13 protein-coding genes are annotated in these 19,435 nt (G+C 58.8%); 3 read left to right on the top strand and 10 right to left on the bottom strand.

Annotated elements, in window-relative coordinates; translation table 11 throughout:
• Nucleotides 1–161: 161 nt before the first annotated feature.
• Nucleotides 162–2,390 carry a PKD domain-containing protein gene (locus AC0IM9_RS00515; RefSeq protein WP_482802675.1) on the top strand — a complete coding sequence of 743 codons (2,229 nt, stop codon included), beginning with the start codon at nucleotides 162–164 and terminating at the stop codon, nucleotides 2,388–2,390.
• A 131-nt stretch (nucleotides 2,391–2,521) separates the two neighbouring features.
• Here the strand turns inward: AC0IM9_RS00515 and AC0IM9_RS00510 are convergent, their stop codons facing one another.
• From AC0IM9_RS00510 to AC0IM9_RS00485, 6 genes are all read right to left on the bottom strand, one after another.
• The gene (locus AC0IM9_RS00510) at nucleotides 2,522–4,603 is read right to left on the bottom strand and encodes a carbon starvation CstA family protein (protein WP_482802674.1); all 2,082 of its coding nucleotides are present in this window, start codon (nucleotides 4,601–4,603) and stop codon (nucleotides 2,522–2,524) included.
• A 196-nt stretch (nucleotides 4,604–4,799) separates the two neighbouring features.
• On the bottom strand, nucleotides 4,800–6,182 hold the full coding sequence (locus tag AC0IM9_RS00505) for a DUF3526 domain-containing protein (protein WP_482802673.1): 1,383 nt from the start codon (nucleotides 6,180–6,182) through the stop codon (nucleotides 4,800–4,802).
• A complete protein-coding gene (locus AC0IM9_RS00500) occupies nucleotides 6,179–7,591 on the bottom strand; it encodes a DUF3526 domain-containing protein (protein ID WP_482802672.1) in 1,413 nt (470 codons plus the stop codon). Before AC0IM9_RS00500 ends, AC0IM9_RS00505 begins: the two co-directional genes overlap by 4 nt.
• A complete protein-coding gene (locus AC0IM9_RS00495; RefSeq protein WP_482802671.1) occupies nucleotides 7,588–8,310 on the bottom strand; it encodes an ABC transporter ATP-binding protein in 723 nt (240 codons plus the stop codon). Before AC0IM9_RS00495 ends, AC0IM9_RS00500 begins: the two co-directional genes overlap by 4 nt.
• 16 nt (nucleotides 8,311–8,326) lie before the next feature.
• The gene (locus AC0IM9_RS00490; RefSeq protein ID WP_482802670.1) at nucleotides 8,327–10,750 is read right to left on the bottom strand and encodes a TonB-dependent receptor; all 2,424 of its coding nucleotides are present in this window, start codon (nucleotides 10,748–10,750) and stop codon (nucleotides 8,327–8,329) included.
• Nucleotides 10,747–11,820, bottom strand: a complete 1,074-nt coding sequence (locus AC0IM9_RS00485; protein WP_482802669.1) for a HupE/UreJ family protein — start codon at nucleotides 11,818–11,820, stop codon at nucleotides 10,747–10,749. The genes AC0IM9_RS00490 and AC0IM9_RS00485 overlap by 4 nt, the downstream gene beginning before the upstream one ends.
• 139 nt (nucleotides 11,821–11,959) lie before the next feature.
• Here AC0IM9_RS00485 and AC0IM9_RS00480 point away from each other — a divergent pair, with 139 nt between their 5' ends.
• Both AC0IM9_RS00480 and AC0IM9_RS00475 read left to right on the top strand, forming a co-directional pair.
• Nucleotides 11,960–12,193 carry a hypothetical protein gene (locus tag AC0IM9_RS00480; RefSeq protein WP_482802668.1) on the top strand — a complete coding sequence of 78 codons (234 nt, stop codon included), beginning with the start codon at nucleotides 11,960–11,962 and terminating at the stop codon, nucleotides 12,191–12,193.
• 10 nt (nucleotides 12,194–12,203) lie between these two features.
• On the top strand, nucleotides 12,204–12,695 hold the full coding sequence (locus AC0IM9_RS00475) for a cytochrome P460 family protein (protein ID WP_482802667.1): 492 nt from the start codon (nucleotides 12,204–12,206) through the stop codon (nucleotides 12,693–12,695).
• A gap of 21 nt (nucleotides 12,696–12,716) precedes the next feature.
• Here AC0IM9_RS00475 and AC0IM9_RS00470 read toward each other — a convergent pair whose 3' ends face one another.
• From AC0IM9_RS00470 to AC0IM9_RS00455, 4 genes are all read right to left on the bottom strand, one after another.
• A complete protein-coding gene (locus AC0IM9_RS00470) occupies nucleotides 12,717–13,664 on the bottom strand; it encodes a histone deacetylase family protein (protein WP_482802666.1) in 948 nt (315 codons plus the stop codon).
• A 420-nt stretch (nucleotides 13,665–14,084) separates the two neighbouring features.
• Nucleotides 14,085–15,449: an ATP-binding protein gene (locus tag AC0IM9_RS00465; RefSeq protein WP_482802665.1), complete on the bottom strand. Its 1,365-nt coding sequence runs from the start codon at nucleotides 15,447–15,449 to the stop codon at nucleotides 14,085–14,087.
• 99 nt (nucleotides 15,450–15,548) lie between these two features.
• The gene (locus AC0IM9_RS00460; protein ID WP_482802664.1) at nucleotides 15,549–16,724 is read right to left on the bottom strand and encodes an EAL domain-containing protein; all 1,176 of its coding nucleotides are present in this window, start codon (nucleotides 16,722–16,724) and stop codon (nucleotides 15,549–15,551) included.
• 19 nt (nucleotides 16,725–16,743) lie between these two features.
• A complete protein-coding gene (locus AC0IM9_RS00455) occupies nucleotides 16,744–19,425 on the bottom strand; it encodes a molybdopterin-dependent oxidoreductase (RefSeq protein ID WP_482802663.1) in 2,682 nt (893 codons plus the stop codon).
• Between the last annotated feature and the right edge of the window lie 10 nt (nucleotides 19,426–19,435).

The following is a 19,435-nucleotide window of genomic DNA, read 5'->3' as shown; positions in this document are numbered from 1 at the left end:
TTCATCTGTAAATTCGATAGCTTTTTGAGCTGACCCCTCAAAGCGAGATGGTTTGTATCTGCCTGCCAAAAGGCTCGAAAACTATCCGACTTTGCCCATGGCCATATCAGGCCACAGGGACTCGCATGCTGCCGATTCTATAAAGTAAATCAGGAAATCTCATGTCACTAACCGCTTCCCTAATCGCCGCCAATCTTTTAACTGTGCCGCTTTATTTTCCAAGCCGCGAAGCGGCGGAACAAACGCTAGCCGGCTATAACTATGGCTTGAAGCAGCTCAGCGATGGCCGTTACCAAGCTTTCGTGTCGGGATTGAACGGTTCCGGGCAACAAAGCGCGATTGGGACTGAAACGGCTGACGCGCTGGCCCAAAATCAGATTGGGGCAGGTAGTACCGATGCTACTGAAATGCCGTTTCCCAAACTTACGCTTAAGGAAAAAGTCAACGGCCAGGCTGCGATCGAAGCTTTAGGCGATCAATTACCTGGGGTTGCCGAACACTACGGCATGTCGGCAGAGCGTTTGCAATCGATCTTACGTACCGACTCTAGCGCTTGGATCGACCAAAGCGGCCACTTGTTGTACATCGATGCCGCGCATGAGCCGACCCCTTTGCCGGAGAGCCGGATTGCCGGTGTCACCGGCGCTTACGCTACCACTGCCGCCGGAACCGATACGTTCAACGCAACGGCAGCGGCGAGTGCGGATCCATTTACGCTCCATAGTAAACCCGGATCGAACCGCACCATATATCTGGATTTTAACGGCTACCAGGCCAGCAACAGCGCTTGGTACAACGGTACGTTGAATGCCAAGGCCTATGATACCGATGGTAATCCATCCGGTTTTAGCAGTGCGGAACAGAACAATATTCGCGAAATTTGGCAGCGGGTGGCGGAGGATTACGCGCCTTTCGATGTGGATGTGACGACGCAGGAACCGGCGGCCGCAGCGCTGCAGCGCACCAGTAGTTCGGACGCCGTGTATGGTATTCGTGCCGCGATCACGCAATCGATGCCCGAGCTTTGCAGCCAAGCCTGCGGCGGTGTTGCCTACATCAATGTGTTTTCCTATTATTCGTCGAGCAGTCCCGACTATTACAACCCAGTCTGGGTGTTTTTCGATAAGTTGGGCGGCGGCAATCCGAGATATGTAGCCGATGCCGTTTCGCACGAAGTGGGCCACGCTCTGAATTTGACTCACGACGGTACCTCCACCAGCAGTTACTATGCGGGCCAGGGCAGCGGGGCCACCGGTTGGGCGCCAATTATGGGGGTCGGCTATTACCAACCGGTGACTCAATGGAGCAAGGGCGAATATCCGGACGCCAATAACCAGCAAGACGATATTGCTGTGATCGCGGCGGCCGGTGCGCCGCAACGCGCCGACGATTTCGGCGGAACGCCAGCCACTGCGGCGCCGCTGTCCGGCAGCGCTGGCGCGGTATTGCAAATTGGCACTATCGAGAGCCGTACCGATCTCGATGTATTCAGTTTCTCTACCGATGGCGGCAATGTGCAATTCAACGCCGCCTCCGGGGCGGTATCAGCCAATCTGGATATTTCGCTAAAGTTGATGACCAGTTCCGGCGCCGTCCTGACTAGCGCAAACCCGGCGGATAGCTTGTCGGCTTCATTGGCGGCGACCCTGGCGCCGGGCCAGTATTTTCTGCAAATTGACGGCATCGGCTACGGCGACTTGACTACCGGGTACTCTGACTATGCCAGTGTCGGCCAATACCTGATTACCGGTACTTATCCGAAAAGCAGTGCCACAACGATAGCACCGACTGCCGTGATTTCGGCTTTGCCGACCAGCGGTAGTGCGCCGCTGACCGTGAGTTTGAATGGTACCGGCTCGGTCGATCAGGATGGCGCGATCACCGCTTACGCCTGGAATTTCGGTGACGGTACGCCAAACAGCAATTCCGCCAGCGTCAGCCATGTCTACAACACGCCCGGAACTTACAATGCGACCTTGACGGTGACCGACAACAGCGGCTTGAAAGGCAGTGCCAGTCAAGTCATCTCGGTAGCTCAAGCACCAGTGGCGCTCAGCATGAAAGCCGCCAGCACCAAAGTGACACGGCGGCTGGTGGGGAAAAACAAGGCGCAATGCGTGGCGACGGTGACGATCAATGACGGTGTTTCTGCCGTTTCCGGCGCAACCCTCTACGGAAACTGGAGCGGGTCGGTGAAAACCGGCAGCGGCTCGACTACGGTAACCGGTGTTACCTCGGCTACCACCGGTACGACCGGTACCGCCAGTCTCAGTAGTGTGAACTTACCGGTGAATTCGTCCGGAACCTGTGCGTTTACCGTGACCAAGGTCGTTAAGGGTGGTTATAGCTACGACGGCAGCGGCCAAGTGTCCGCTAGTTTTAGCTGGTAGGCCGGAAACCAAGTCCGCAACAGCAAAAGGCGCCGCGATCACGGCGCCTTTTTTTCGTCAAGGTGTCAACAAATCCGGGCGCCAATTCCGGCGCATAGTCTGTGGCCGGCAGCAGCAACCGATCAGGACGGTCAATCCCTAACCCAATTCTCCACCAACCGGCTCGGTATATGCGGCGATTCGCTGGATTGCGGGTAGGGCTGGCCGCTGGTTACCCGGTAGATCACGCGCAGCATGTCGGCCAGCAGCAGCCAGGTGATCAGCATGAACAGGCAGGTCAGGCCGGCGTTCAGGTAATCGTTGAAAATCAATTGCGGGGCGCTTTTCAGTTGTGCGGCCGGCAGCGAACCGCTGGCGATTTTTGCGGACAAATCGGCGGCGTGCGCCAGAAAACCGATGCGTAAATCCTCGGCGAACAATTTCTGCCAGGCCGCGCTGCTGGTGACGATAATCAGCCAAGACAGCGGCAGGGCGGTCACCCAGGCGTACCTGAGCTTGCCGGATTTGACCAGAATCGTCGTCGCCACGCACAGCGCGATCGCCGCCAGCATTTGGTTGGCAATGCCGAACAGCGGCCACAGGCTGTTGATGCCGCCCAACGGATCGATCGCGCCCATGTACAGGAAGTAACCCCAGGCGCCGACCACGGCGGCGCTGGTCAGTAAGATGCTGGCGTAACCGCCGCTGCTGCCGCGGCCGATATTGAAGTTACCGAGGATGTCCTGCAGCATGAAGCGGGCGACGCGGGTACCGGCGTCCAGCGTGGTCAGGATGAACAAGGCTTCGAACATGATCGCGAAATGGTACCAGGCGGCCAGCAGATGTTGGCCGAACACTTGGGCGAACAAGCTGGCCATGCCGACCGCCAGCGACGGCGCGCCGCCGGTGCGGGCGAACAAGGTCGATTCGCCCATGGTCTGCGCCAGTTGCTGCATTTGCTCGACGGCCACCGGAAAGCCCCAGCTGCTGATTTTCGCCACCGCTTCCGCCGCTTCCTTGCCGACCACGCCGGCCGGGCTGTTGATGGCGAAATAAACTCCCGGCTCCAACACCGACGCCGCGATCATCGCCATGATCGCGACAAAGGATTCCATCATCATCGCGCCGTAGCCGATAAAACGGGCGTCGGTTTCGTTAGCCAGCAATTTGGGCGTGGTGCCCGACGAAATCAGCGCATGAAAGCCGGAAATTGCGCCGCAGGCGATGGTGATGAACACGAACGGGAACAATTTGCCGCCGAAGATCGGGCCGCTGCCGTCGATAAACTGGGTCAAGGCCGGCATTTTCAGCTCGGGTCGCAAGATCAGGATCGCCACGGCCAGCGCGGCAATGGTGCCCAGTTTCATGAAGGTGGACAGGTAGTCGCGCGGCGCCAGCAGCAGCCAGACCGGCAACACCGCGGCGGCGAAGCCGTAACCGATCACCATCAACGCCAGTTCCGGCGCGTCGTAATCGAACCAGCCGCGGATGGCCGGATTTTCGTCGATCCAGCCGCCGCCGACCACAGCAAACACCAGTAAGGACACGCCGATCAGCGTCGCTTCCAGCACCCGCCCCGGCCGCAAATGGTTCAGATACATGCCCATCAACATCGCGATCGGTATCGTCGCGGCGACGGTGGCGGTCGCCCAGGGACTGTGTTTCATCGCATTGACCACTACCAGGCCCAGTACCGCGATCAGGATCACCATAATCGTCATCACGCCCAGCATCGCTGCGCCGCCGCCGATGTTGCCCAATTCGTCCTTGGCCATCTGCCCCAGCGAGCGGCCGTCGCGCCTGACCGAAAAGAACAGGGTGACGAAATCCTGCACGCAGCCGCCCAGCACCGCACCGATCAGGATCCACAAGGTGCCCGGCAGATAGCCGAACTGCGCCGCCAGAGTCGGGCCGATCAACGGGCCGGGACCGGCGATGGCGGCGAAATGGTGGCCGAACACCACCCATTTGTGGGTGGGCATGAAGTCGCGGCCGTCGTCGAAGCGTTCGGCCGGCGTGGCCCGGCTGGCATCGAGCACCAGGACTTTGGCGGCGACGAAGGCGCTGTAAAAACGGTAGCCGAGCGCGTAAACGCAGACTGCGGCGACGATCAGCCACATGCTGCTGATGGTTTCGCCGCGCTGCAAAGCAATACCGGCGATGGCGCCGGCCGCGGCCAGAGCGACGAGGCCCCAGTATAGGTTGATGGGAAGCGAGTGCTTGTTGCCTGACATGACGATTCCTGTCTGAAAGTCGGATTGGGATGCGATGGATTTCGCAAAATGGTAGCACGCCGCCGGCGTTCGCGGCAGGCGCTTTATCCCTAAAACCCTGCCGTTCGAAACCGAGTGCAGCCGGTCCGGCCGCATCGCGCTTGCCCGTCGGCAAGATCGCGGTGTTGTGTACCGACCGGGACCGGAGCCGCCAACGCTAAAATTGCGAGAAGCGCTGCCGCAGCGCGAGCAGAACTGCCAGCATCGATGCCGCCGAGAGCGCCTGCAAGCCGATCAGGCCGTTGAGTTCGGCAATGTCGAAGGACTCGTCGAAATCGAAGCCCGGCACTGCTGCTTGCTGCGCTTCGTTCCAGGCGGCGCGGGCCATTATGGATGGCACGAAGTAAGCCCGCCACCGATCTTCGAAATCGTTGACGGCAGCGACGAAGCTGGCGTGCCGGGGTGCGTCCAGCCCGGATAAACGATCCGCCATCAACGCCACGGCCAAGGCCGGCGAAGTCCAGGACCAGCGCTGCATGAATCCGAATTGTTCGGCACGGTGGGTTTCGAATTGCATCATCAGCGGGCGAATTTGGTTGTCCAGTTGCAGGGCGGCCGGCAGGCCGCCGACTTCCCGCGGCAGTTTGGCGAGCGGCGTGTCGCCCAGCAGCTCGGGATGGGCCTTAAACCAGTCCGCCAGCAAATTGTGCCGCTGCTGGTTGGAGAGTTCCTGCAACCGGCGGATTTCGATAATGGCGGCCATGCGCGACGGTTTCGGCCGGGTCTGGTCGGCGGCCCAATGCAGCGCGGCCGGCACGCCGAAGGTCAATATCAGCCAACTGCCGAGTAAGCCTATCGCCGCCGCGCCGGAAGAAATCGGCAGCAACAGGAACAAGCCGGCCAGACTGAACCAGAACAGCACGTAGCTCAGGCTGATCAAACACCAGTAAGCCAGCGCCGACAGCTCCGAGCCGCTATCCAGTAGAAACGCCAGCAGCGAACTGGAGCAAGCGACCAGTGCCACCAGCAGCAAACGCCAGCCCAGGCTGCACAACACCAATTGCCACGGCCGCGCGGTTTGGGTGCAGACCAGGCGCCAGACCCCGCTTTCGCGTTCCTCCTGCACCAAGCCGTAGCTCAAGGCGATGACGACCAGCGGCGTCAACAGCGCGAACACGCTGGCAAAGTCCAGCAAACCGAATTCGTAACTCAACGGATTGAACAATTGGTCGCTGTTGCGGCCGTCGGTATGGCGGCTGCGACTGGAGACTTTAATGGACGTGCCGACCAAATCGGCTTGGCTGACGTTCAGCACCAAACCGCCCAGCAGCGGCAATTGCAGTGGCGCCCGGTCGTTGCTGGCGGCGTAGGCCCCATCGCCGCCGTCATGCGCGTCCGCCTTCGGCGCGTCGTGCATTTCCGCGGCATTGGCGGCCGATGCCGCGATTTGCGGCGCCGCCGCGGCAGCGCGAATCTCGCTGGCCCTGAGTCCGGACCAGACGGCACTGAGCCCCATCAAGACCGCAAAAATCAGCAATATCGCCGCGTTCAGCGGATTGCGCCGGATTCTGATCCATTCCACTTTGACGATAGCCATCATGGTGCCAACCTCCGTGCCGAATGGGCCAACAGCCACAGTGCCGCGCCCAACCAGGCGCCCAGCACCGCTAGCGGCAGCAGGCTGGCTTTTAGCGAAAATCCGACCGTGGGAACGGCGTAAGCAAAGTCTCGCACGCTGCGCCAATCGGTTTCCGCGCCTTTGGCGGAGCGTTCGGTGCCGCGACTGCGTTCGCGGTCCCAGTCTTCGGTCAGATCGATGAAATAACGCCGATATCTCTCGGCGGCGTCTTCGAAATCGCGTTGGTGCGCCAAATCGGTGCCGGCTACGGCCATCGACAACGAACGCAGCGCCAGGCTGGGCCCCAGCCAACCGGCCAGATGCGCCAGTTGCTGTTGAGTGGCGAAGTTGGCGCGCAGGCGATCGAAATGCAACTGGTGGACTTTGCTGGAATAAACGTCGTTATATTGCCGATTCAGCGAGACAAAACCCACCGGTAGCTGCTCTTTGCTGGCAACGCCGTATTGGGCCAGCACTTGGGCTTCGAAGGCCGTTTCGCGTTGTTGCTTGGAGCCGTCACCGGGCAGGCCTTGGGCGATATCGGTCTTGATCGCATCCCAAAATTGGCTGGCACTGGGGTTGGGCGCAAGCACATCGCCGATCGCGGCGCCCAGCCGCGGGGCGACGAACACGCTGCCCATCCAGAATCCCAGCAGGCAAAACAAGGTGTTGCGGCTGGTGCGAAAGTAGGCGGAGGCGGCAATCGACAAGGCGGCGAACACCGTGTAATACGCCAGCAGGCCGGCCAGCAGTAAACTCAAACGCAGCAGGTCGTCGATAGCCAGCTCGAATTGGCCGGCCAGCGTCAGCGCCGCCAGTAACACGGCGGGCGACATCACCAGCCAGAACGCCGTCAACAGCCCGAGCAACTTGCCGAACAACAAGGCCCGCGGCGCCACTCCTAAACTATGCAACATGCGCAAGGTGCCGCGTTCGCGCTCTTGCGACACCGAATTGAAACTGAGCGCGACGATCAACAGCGGCAACAAGGCATAAAGCACGAAGCTGCTGCTGGCCTGTCCGAATCGATTGGCCAATACGTCGTCGGCACTCGGATTGAAACGGGTCAGGTTGCGTTTGTGCGGCTCCAGCCACAGCGACTGACCGGTAAACGGCGTCAAGCCAGGATCTATCGCCGCGCTGGGCAAATCCGGCTTGAACACGTAAATACCGTAGTGCGCGGCGGCATGGGGATTCTTGACGCTCTGCGAATTCCACTGTTCCTTGGCCGTCGCGCCGACGCGCTGTTTTTCCTGGCGCTGTGCCTGCAACTGGTAACTGGAAAACAGAAAAAAGCCGGCGAACAAAACAAACAGCGACAGGCCCAGCACCAGCAAACGGCCGTCGCGCAACGTAGTGGCCAGCTCCTTGCGCATGACAATGGCGATCATGCCAACCCCCGGGCATGCGCCAGATATTTGCTTTCCAATTCGTCGTGTTGCACGCTGTGGGCATCGAACTCCTCGACCAGCCGGCCTTGCTTCATGATGCCGATGCGATCCGCGACTTGCTTGGCGTTGAACAAATCGTGGGTCGCCATCAATACCGCCATGCCGGCGTCCGCCGCGGCGCGGATGCGTTGGGCAAAGTCGTTGGCCGCGCTCGGGTCGAGGCCGGAGGTGGGCTCGTCCAGCAACATGGCTTTGGCGTGTTTGGCGCTGGCGATCGCCAGACCGACCTTTTGCCGCATGCCTTTGGAATAGTGGCCGACCCGCTTGTCGTGGGCGTCTGCCTGCAAGCCGCTGTCGTTCAACAAGCGGCCGGTCTGCTCCCGGCTCAATTCGATTCCGGCCAGCGCACAGAAAAACCGCAGGTTTTCCGCGCCGCTGAGCAGGTCGTACAAGGCCACGTTTTCCGGCAGATAGGCCAACTCGGACTTGACCAGCTCCGGTTGGTTCTGCAGCGAGCGGCCGCCGATCAAGACCTGGCCGCTGCTGGGACGGTTAAATCCCAAGAAGGTGCTGATCGTCGTGGTTTTGCCGGCGCCGTTGCCGCCCAGCAAGGCGTAAACGCAGCCGGCAGGTACCGCTAAATTCAGTTGGTCGATCGCCCGATGCTGTTGGTATTCCACCACCAGATTGCGGGTTTCGAGAATGTGGGTTGTCGTCATGGCTGAACAGTTGGGTTTAGTACTTAACGGATAAGCTGACATAGTAGGTGCGTTGCGCCAGCGGATTATTTTCGTAGACATCCTGGTCCAGAATATTATCGATACCGGCCGACATTGTGCTTTTCAGATTGTGGTATGTCGGCAGCCTGTAGTTGGTTTTGAAGTCCACCAGCGTGTATTCGTCGGAGCCGTTGAATACGTTGGCTTCGGTATCGACGTTGGTAATTTGGTGGAACATGTCGCTACGGTAGCGGACCGATGGCGTGACATCCCATTCCGGCAGTATATGGTAAGTCGCCTGAACATTGGCCTGCAAACGAGGCGTCCGCGGCCACTCGTTACCGGCCAGCCCCGGCGCCTGGGGATTATTGACGATTTGCTTGTTCAGGAAAATGGTATTGGCTGCAAAATCCAGCGGCAGGCCGAACAAACCGTATTTCTGATACGTCAAATCGACACCGATCGATTCGGTTTGTCCGATGGCCAGATAGGTGTTCGGCCCGTTGCCGCCCGCCAGCAGCGGGTTATAGGAAAATATTTCATCGTTGATTTGGTCGTAAAAAAAGTTGGCCCTGACCAAGCCCTGGTGCAGGTCGTACTGAACCATGAAGTTATGAAAATAACCATTTTCCGGCCCCAGGTTTGGATCGGCGAATGTGGTTCCGGCGACGGTATTCTTGCTGGCAAATAATTCTTCAGCCACCGGAAAACGATAGGCTTTGGAGAACGAATAACGCAAAGTCCAATTATCCGGCGAATACTCGATCGCGGCTTTAGGCGAGATCCGGGCCTGGCTGCGGTCTTCGTAATTCTGGATGCGCCTGACGTCGGTAGCGCTACGGTTGTAGTTGTAAAAATGGCCGCCTATCGTCTGAAAATGATCGTAGCGCAAGCCGGCCATTACGCTCCAATCCGGCAGGAAACGCCATTCGACCTGCGAAAACAAGCTGTTGGTCTGGGTTTGTCCGCCCGAGTCGCTGATTTCGTTACCGCGCATGCCGCTCGCATAAACGCTGCTGTCATAGACCCGGTTATTATTGTTGCCGTGCACCAACTGGTAGCCGCCCATAAAGGATAAATCGTCGCGGCCGAATAACTGGTCGGTGGCGAGTTTCAGGTCGTAAGTCGCCCACCAGGTACTGACATCGGTGATTTGTCCCGGCAACTGGCCAGCGACCAGGGCGTTGGGGTCCAGTTGGGCACCCCTGGATTGCAGGCTGGTATCCTTAAAGGCGTCGTAAAAGCTGGCCGTGGTGTCGATGTGCCAGCGCTCGCTGATCTTGCCTTTCAGGCTCAAGCCGTAATTCAAGGCTTGGCGGTTCTGTTCCTGCAAACGGAAGCCATTCAACGGCACCGTGAAGTTATAGCCGTCTTGCGTATAGTAATTGGTAAAACGGCCGTTGTTGTTGGTGCTATTGCTAAACAGGGTTTGCCCGGTGGCAGAGCTTTTGGACAGGGCCAGCGGATCGTTGTTGTATCTATTGCGTTCTTCGTAGGCAATAGTAAATCGAGCCTGCAAGTCATCCGTCAGGTCGTAAGAGGTTTTCAGTTTAAACAAATCGGTTTCGGCCCGATCGATGCCCGAGTCGCCGAAAATAAAATTCCGGCCGCCGGTCGGGCTCGGAATCAGTTGTGCCCCGGTGACCGGGATGGCCGTGGCGCCGGCGGCCAGATTGCTCGGTAAACCGCGCGAGGCGGCTGATGTGCCGATCGGATCCATCGGTTGGCCTTGGTTTTCCATGTGGTTGTATGAGAGGTACACCCGAAATTTATCGATACGGTCGCCGCCGGAAACGAAGGTACGAAACCCCTGCAATACCTGATCGCGGCCGCCGCGGTGCATGTCCTGAAAGATGCCGGTGGCGCTCATTTCCGCTTCGAATTTATCCGGCATGCGGGTGTTGAAATTGACCACGCCGCCGAAAGAGTGGCCGTCGTACTGGCTGGAAAATGGCCCGAACAGTACGTCGACCGATTCGATTTCGTTCGGCGCAACCATCGACCAACGCGGTGCGGCGGTGTGGCCGGCGTTAACCATGTTGTAAATCGGCATGCCGTCCGCGAATACCATGGTATGGGCAGACTGGGTGATATTCGAACCGCGCATCGCGATCGGTGCGTTCGCATCGCCCGGGTAGCGGCGACGGACGTTGACGCCGGGAAGGTAGCGCAACGCGTCCTCGATGGTAACTTCGTTGACTTTGGTTTCGATATCCGCCCGGTTTACCGTCAAACTTGGCGTGGCTTTAGCGGTGTTGGGAAACTTGGGTTTGCCGGTTTCGGAATCGACGACCACTTCGCTCAACGTTTGCGCCGAATCCTGGGCTTTGTCTTTAGCGGGCGCGGTAGTAGCGCGCGGGTCTGCTTTAACGCTCGGTCCGACGACGGAAGCGATGGTAAACGCCAATACGGTTTTGGCGAGTTGCTCTGGAATTTTCATGGGTATGCGAGCCTTGATTGCTGAATAAAATCGGGAAAGTACCCACTAGCGGCGGGTAGCATTGGCGATATCGCCGGAAGTTGCCGTTGCGCGGCAGCGGAGAAACTGGTGCAAACGCACTGAAAGCCGGGAAGGCTGAAAGCGGGGGATGGAGCAGGGGCCCATGCCGTCGATGGCTGGGGCGCGAGCAGTATGGCGGACGAGGTTGTCGATACGGTAATGAAAGGCAATCGCGGCGGCGAGGTGCGACCGACGCCGTTACTGGTCATGCTCAAACCCGGTGAGTGGTTAATCTCAGGAAATAGCCGTCTGAAGCGGCAAGCAACCGCGGCTGGCGGCGCCGATTCGATTTGGGGCGGGAAGTATCCGGCGTCGGCAGGGGCCGTTTGCCTGAACCGCGCTTGAACCCGCTCCACGGCTTCGGTCTGCATCCGCTTGGAAACGGCGAGCAGCGCGTCCGGAATATTCGCCTTTACCGCACCGATTGCAGGGGGTTGCGCCAGCGTCATCGAAAAAAAACAGCCGACCGCCAATATCACGCCTTTGGTGAAGACGATCCCGGCGCCGTGCAATAGCAAGGTTGCCGATACGAAACCGCACACGTACGAAATCAAACCGGCGGAAGCTGAAATCTCCTGGCCGTGGGCAAAGCCGTGGCAAAAACCGAACAATGCAACGATCGCCAAGTTGGTATTGGTGCTGAAGCGCAGGTTGCGCACGATCAATACGCCGAATACGGCGCATGACAGCAGCACAATCGTTTCGATCTGCGGCAGGTAGCAGCCGAGCGCTCCGGCCAGACCGCCCAGGCTCATGACGCCGACGAACGTGGCCGGCAGCATCCAAATCGCATGCCCGCGTAATTGGGCGGCCCAGATGCCAACCGCCAACATCGTGATCAAATGATCGTTACCGGCAAACGGATGGGCGAAACCGCTGCTCAAACCGCTGCGTTCGACATTCGCCAACAAAAACCAGCCAGCCACCGCGATCAGCGCGACCAGCACCCATAGCCGGCGGCTATCGGCTGCTGGAATCACCGGGCTTGAGGAATGGAAGGTATGGCGCATCGTTGAGTTTATGAAGTTTGAGATTAACTTCACATTCTAAACAGCCGTTTAGGGATGGCGCAAGTTGCATAAGCCAACAAAACCATTCCCGCGGGCTAAGAGTCCGTCCCATTTGGGACCACGGGGAAAGACGCTGCTGTTGAACGAAACGATCGCTCCGGCAGGCATTACCGGAGCGATAGGGCACCAAGCGAATCTGCATCGCAGCGGCGTTATGTCAAGGATGGTAGGAGCAGGCCATGCCCGCGATCAAGCTCTTAACGACATTGAGGGCGGCTGGCTGAAGAAATACTGGCCGGGCTTTGCGGTTTTGTATTGGTCGCCGCCCTATGGAGCCGTTACAATCCGCGCCGCTGGTTTACATGACTATTAACGGAGGGTGTATGTACAAAACGATTTCCGGCGGCCGGCTGCTGGCCGCCGCTTTGATTTTGGTTGCCAATGGCGTTGCCGCCGAAACCGTGCCGGCGGCGAAACCGGAGCACGGCGAATATCGGGATTGGCGGCTGTTGGGCGTGTCGCTGCGCCACGAAAAGAACAGCATGCGGGCGATCGTCGGCAACGATGTTGCCATCAATGCCGCGCGGGCCGGCAAGACCAAGCCCTGGCCTGACGGCAGCATCATCGCCAAGATCAAATGGGCCGAGCGCAAGCATCCGAATTGGGAACACGCCTCGGTGCCCGGCGAATTTACCGCCGCCGAAGCGATGGTCAAAGACAGCAAGAAATACGCTGAGACCGGCGGTTGGGGTTTCGGTATCTGGGAAGGCAAGACTTTAAAAATGTACGACAAGGAGCAATCAGCCCCTTGCTTCGCCTGCCACGCGCCGATGAAGGACGCCGACTACGTCTATACCCTGCCGAATCTGCAATAACAACGGATGGAAAGAGGGCGGTCAAACGCCCTCGTTGCCCAAGCCCATCAAAGCCGCCACATGCGCGGCGACGCTGTTTGCCAGGGCCCGCAAATTGTAGCCGCCCTCCAGCACCGAAATCAGACGCCCCTGGCAATACTCCTCGGCGATCGCTCGCAATTGTTCGGTCAGCCAATGGTAGTCTGCTTCCGTCAAGCGCAACGAGGCGAGCGGGTCGTCTTTGTGCGCGTCGAATCCGGCCGAAACCAAAACCAACTGCGGTGCAAATTTGCGCAGGGCGGGGAATACCGTATCGCGATATTTGGCCCGAATCACCTCGCCGTCGCTGCCGGTCGCCAACGCCAGATTGAGGATATTGCCGGCACCGTGTTCCGAAGGATGGCCGCTGCCGGGGTAATGCGGCCATTGGTGGCTGGATATGTAGAGCACTTGCGGCTGGTCGTAAAACGCGGCCTGGGTGCCGTTGCCGTGGTGCACGTCGAAATCGACGATCGCGATCCGCTCCAGGCCGTAACTCTTGCGGGCATACTCGGCGGCTATCGCCACGTTGTTGAACAGACAAAAACCCATCGGGTAGTCGGGCATGGCATGGTGTCCGGGTGGACGCACCGCGCAGAAGGCATTGTCGGCTGCGCCGCCGCAGACTTTATCCACTGCATCGCATACCGCCGCGACGGCCAGTAGCGCCGCCTGGCGCGAACCCGGCGAAACCACTGTGTCGGCATCCAGGTTGGTCAGGTCGTGTTCCGGTATCTCGGCCAGCAGTTTGGCGATCATGGCCCGACCGTGAACCAACCCGATTTTGTCTTCAATGTCGTCCGGCAATGCCGCTTGTACATGCGTCAGTGCGGCGAACTTCGGTGCCGCGAGCGCTTCGGCGATGACTCGCAACCGCTCGGGGCATTCCGGATGGGCCAGCCCGGTATCGTGGGCCAGAAAATCCGGATGGCTGTAATACAGTGTGCGCATAAACATACTCCCGCGAAACGTGCTTCAAGGTATTCGGTTCCGGTTTGGGTTCGCCTGGCTGCAGTTTATCTTAAAGTCGCACGAAAACTCTATGGATATTAATTGTTTACAATGTTCGAGCCGGCCGGCGCCGCGATTGGCGCGGAATCGGCCCGGCCGTGGCTGAGGAATTCGGTTTATCGTTGCCATCAACTCGCCTGAGTCCGATAATTCGGCTTAAAATACAACAAAATGTTTAACATCAATATCTTGTAAAACATTCTTGAAGTGAATTACGGGATAAACTTAATGCTGGCTAAAGTGCTTTGTTACGAGTTTCCCGTGAAACTTAAAGCCATCAAAAGCGTTCCGAAATCAACCGCGCACGTTACGGATGGGGGCTGGTGCAACCGCGGCGGCCGGCGAATGCCGATAAGGGTTTCACTGGCTTGCTTCGGCATTGACCGGCAGTTCAATGCGCAAGGTGGTGCCTTCGCCGACTCGGCTGCGCGCGCTGATTTCGCCGCTGTGTTTTTTGACGATGCCGTAGGAAATTGTCAAGCCCAGCCCGGTCCCTTTACCGACCGGTTTAGTGGTGTAAAAGGCATCGAAAATCCGGTTCAGTTGCTCGTCGGCAATCCCGCAGCCGGTGTCGGAAATTTCTAGCCAGACCCGGCCTTCGCCGCTGCCGGTGGCAATGGTGATGACGCCCCGCTTGTCAATGGCGTATGCGGCGTTGACCAGCAAGTTGACGAAGACCTGATTCAGTTGGCCAGCCAAGCAATTGACCAAAGGCAGCTCGCCATAGTGTTTGACGATGTCCGCTTTGTATTTGAGTTCGTTGTAAACAATGTTCAACGCGCTATCCAGGTTGGCGTTGAGATCGGCCCACTGCCAGGCGTCGCCGTCGTGTTGCGGATGGGAAAAGTCCTTCAAGTCCTGAACGATTTTGGCAACCCGGTTAATACCGTCCAGCGAATCGTTGAGCAAATCCGGCGCGTCGTCTCGCAAGTAGTCGAAGTCGATCCGGCGTTTGACCGAGTCGATTTCGGCACGCAGGACCGGGTCGGCCAGCGCTGCCTCGGCCTGTTCGTAAGTCTCGGCCAGAGCTAATAAGTCTTCGGTATATCCCTTCAGAGTATTTAGATTGGATTTGACGAATCCGATCGGATTGTTGATTTCGTGGGCAACGCCCGCAGCCAATTGACCGATTGAAGACATTTTCTCCGATTGCAGCAACTGCGCCTGCATGTCCTGCAACTTGTGGTTGGTCGCGTCGAGCCGTTGGTTCTGCATCACGATAAATTGCATGACGTCTTGGGTTTGCTTCACCAATTGCCATTGCCTGACCATAGCATGGACCACTTGGCGGACGACCAAGTCGCAAACCGGTTGCTGTAAAATCAGCAACTGATCGCTCTCGCCCAGCGTTTCGGCGATCTGTGGCCAGTCAAGTCCCGGATCGGCATTGCAAAGCACCGCGTTCAAACCGGAATCCAATTCCCACAGGTGTTTTATCAAGGCCACGCCGCTGGCTTGCGGCAAAGGATGCAGCACAAAAACCAAATTAAACGGGGCGTTTGCGGCTAAGCCGTCGGCAATCGCCTGAGCCGCATGCGCTGCATTGCCGGACCAATGTACGGCGTAGCTCGGTTTTCCGGAAATTTGGCTGCTATCGGCCACTGCCGCCCGATTGAACAACCGGTTGAGGCGGGTTGCCAATTCCGGATCGCTGCCGACAACCAAAATCGCCGGCCTGTCGCTGTCGATCACCAGAATTTTCGATAAGTTCTCGTCGTCGCTCATCTCGCCGCCTTTGTATACTCCAGCCAGTTACCATGTTGCACTGATTATAGTAAAAAGCCGGCCGCGGCCAGTTGCCGGTGCCGTTCGGGACAGATGAGTCTAGTCACCTACCACGGTATCCACCAATAAAATTCGCTCATTGTCCAGGCGTAGCGCCAGGGTCTTGCATAGCAGGCTGGTTTCGAAATCGCGATAGCGTTCGGAGGTGACGATGCGGTTGCGATCGCCGCAGTTTTCCAGCGCCAGCAACTGAAAGAAGTACGGCCGCCAGGACCAGTTGAAGCCGATCTTGCGCGGATCGGTAAACCATTGGTTTTCGCTGAAATTGAAATCCGGCGAAATCTGGTCGCCCTGATTGTTGCAGAGGTAAAACCGGATCACGCCGCTTTGGCTGAAATTCCAGCTGACCAGTTCGTTCAGGTTGAAATCGTCCTGTAGTGCTTGGGCCAAGCGGTAAATCAAAGCCTTGATGGCGTTGATCGCGTTGATTTCTTTTTGTACCCGCGGCAGCGTGTTTTTGACGAACTTGCTGCGTAGCGAGGCCGCGTGCTGTTCGAAACTGTTGATGGGCAGGAAATCGGCTTCGGCTTTGGCGAACAAAAAGCCCTGCATGAATTGGGCGCCGCAGTTCAAGCCGAATAAAAATTCCTCGTCGCTTTCCACGCCTTCGCAGACGATGCGGGCGCCGGTGCGCTGGCCCAGGCGCGACATCAGATGCACGATGTCGGTAGCGATGCTGCTGCCGCGGGCGGCACGCTTGAACAAACGCATATCGATTTTGATGATGTCGGGCTGGATTGCGATCACCCGTTCCAGTTGCGAGGAACCGGCGCCGAAGTCGCCGATCGCCACCCGCAGGCCGTGTTTGCGGTAACGCTGCACGATCTGTTTCAATTTGTGCGGATCGACGTGAGCATCGGAGATTTCGACCACGATGCGCTGGCGGTCGATATTCAACTCTTCCAGCATGCGCAGGGTCGGCAAGGCATTGAGTTGGCGCAGATTCTCGATCCAGGCCGCCGAAATGTTCAGCGCCAGATAGGTTTGGCTATCGGCTTGCTGCGAGAATTTTTCCAGGGCTTGCCAGCGTACCTGTCGATCCAGTTCGGTACGCTGTTTGATGTCCACATCGGCGGAGGAGAACAGGGCGCCGGCAGAAACCACATTGCCCTTGGCATCGTATTGGCGGGCCAAGGCTTCGTAACCGACGATTTTGCTGCTGGCTATCGCAATGATGGGCTGAAAATAGGGAAATAGCGTTGATTTTTCTGGCATGGTCCTTGTGCGCGTCGAGTTAACCGGGCTGAGGCAAAAACTCCTTCAATTCGGCGACGCAGGAACCGCAGCCGCTGCCCGCGCCGAGGCAGGCGCTGATATCCGCCACGCTTTGTAACTTATGGGTTTGCACCGCTTGTTGAATGGTTTTCTCGCCGACATTGAAACACGAACAGACGATTCGGCCAATATCGGCTTCGCCTTTCGGCGGCTGGCCGCTGAGCAAGGCCAAACGTTCGCTGCGACTCAATTCCGGTTTCGGGAACAAACTGCATAGCCAGCCCGGCTCCGGCAACTCGAAATCCGGTCCGACCAACAGACAGACTTGGAGTCGATTGTCGCTGACGTAGGCGCAACGGTAATAACCGGCCTGCAGATCGCTGTATTCCAGCCAGTCGCCCGCACCGGCCATGCCGTGCTCGGCAAACAATTCCCGGCTCCACTGGCGCCAGTCTTTACCGGCGCCGCTGCCGGCCAACTCGTAACGGAAAAACTGGTCGCCACGGATTTTGACTTGATATTCGCAATCCCCGATCGCCAACGGTTGCCGGGCCAGAATCGTCGCGTACCAAGTCGCCGGCCAGGCTGAGATCCTGACCGGAGTCTGCTTGCTTTCCGGCTGGCCGGAGTAGGGGTCCACCACCGGGTTGACCAAAGCCCCCATCCGGCCGTGGCTGCTCAGTTGCGCCGTCCAATGCATCGGGACGAACAAGCTGCCCTGGCGTTGGCCGGCGCCGATTTCGACCCGCGCCAGCATTTGCCCCCAACGGCTTTCGATGTGGGCCAGACTGCGGTGCTTCAGTTGTAAGCGCTCGGCGTCGACGGGATGTATTTCGACGAAGGGCTCCGGCCGATGCGCGTTCAATTTTGCGGCCAAGCCGGTGCGGGTCATGGTGTGCCATTGATCGCGCAAGCGGCCGGTGTTCAACGTGAACGGGTAGTCGGCGTCGACGCTATGGCGCGGCCCGTGCGGCGCGACCGGAATGAATCTGGCCTTGCGGTCGGCAGTATAAAAAAGCTTGTCATCGAACAGCTGCGGCCGGCCTTGCGGTCGGTCGCGGCTTACCGGCCACTGTACCGGTTGCAGAGCATCGAATTCGGTCTGATCGATCGCGGTAAACGCCGACAAATCGAAGTCGCGTAATTGATGTTCGGCGTCGTTCTCGAAGGCCGACAGCGCCGCATGTTCGCGAAAGATTTCGGCGCTGGATTGGTAAGCGAAGGCCTCGGCAAAGCCCATGCGTTGCGCCACCCGGCTAATGATCCACCAGTCGTGGCGGGCTTCGCCGGAAGCCGGGAACAACGGCCGTTGCCGCGAGATGCGCCGCTCCAGATTGGTCACGGTGCCGTCCTTTTCGCTCCAGCCGGTGGCCGGCAACAACACGTGTGCGAGTTGGGCGGTGTCGGTCTCGGCGATGCAATCCGATACCACGACGAACTCGCAGCCTTGCAGCGCTTGCTTCACCCGGTCCGCGTCCGGCATCGACACCACCGGATTGGTGGCCATGATCCAGACCGCCTTGACCCGGCCGGCGGCGACGGCCTCGAACATGTCCACGGCTTTCAGTCCGGCTTTGTTCGCCACGTGTTCGCTGTGCCAAAACCGGCCGACGCGGTCGACATGCACCGGATTGTCCAGGTCCATGTGCGCTGCCAGCATGTTGGCGAGACCGCCGACCTCGCGGCCGCCCATCGCATTGGGTTGGCCGGTGAACGAAAACGGCCCCATGCCGGGTTTGCCCAGCCGGCCGGTCGCCAGATGGCAGTTGATGATGGCGTTGCATTTGTCCGATCCGGAGCTGGATTGGTTGATGCCTTGCGAATACACCGTGACGCTGCGTTCGGTTGCTGCGAACCAAGCGAAAAATTGGGCGACATCGGCCGGATCCAGCTCGCAGCCGGCGGCGACCGCGGCCACCGAACCGGCGCCGGCCTCGGCTTGGCGTAGCGCCTCGGCGAAACCGTTGGTGAAATTGGCGACGTAGTCGTGGTCGATGCGGCCATCGCGCTGCAGGTGGCATAACAGGCCATTGAACAGTAGCGCGTCCATGCCCGGCTTCAACGGCAGATGCAGGTCGGCGATATCGCAACTGGCGGTGCGGCGCGGATCGACGACGACGACTTTTAACTGCGGATTGCTTTCCTTGGCTTTGCGGATGCGTTGAAACGCAATCGGGTGGCACCAGGCGGCGTTGGAACCGACCAGCACGATCAAATCGGCCAATTCCAGGTCGGCGTAACTGCAGGGCACGGTATCGGCGCCGAAGGCGCGTTTGTAGCCGACCACAGCCGACGACATGCACAAACGGGAATTGGTATCGATGTTGGCCGAGCCGATGAAACCTTTCATCAGCTTGTTGGCGACATAATAGTCTTCGGTCAGCAATTGGCCCGACACATAAAACGCGACGGCGTCCGGTCCGTGTTCGGCGATGATCTGCCGGAAGCGGCCGGCGACGTGGTCCAGCGCACTATCCCAATCGCAACGTTGGCCGTTGACGGCAGGGTAGAGCAAGCGGTTTTCCAGTGTGACGGTATCGCCCAGCGTGGCGCCCTTCGAACAGAGTTTGCCGAAGTTGGACGGATGTTCCGGATCGCCTTTGATGGTGACCCGATGCGCGGCGGGATCTTCGACCGTGGCTTCGATGCCGCAGCCGACGCCGCAATAGGGGCAGGTGGTTTTAACGGTTGCTGGAGTCATGGCTTAACTG

The organism is Methylomonas sp. Uni0011 (assembly GCF_056850255.1).
The sequence above is the reverse complement of the archived record's forward strand: the minus strand, read 5'-3'. Positions and strand labels throughout refer to the sequence as shown.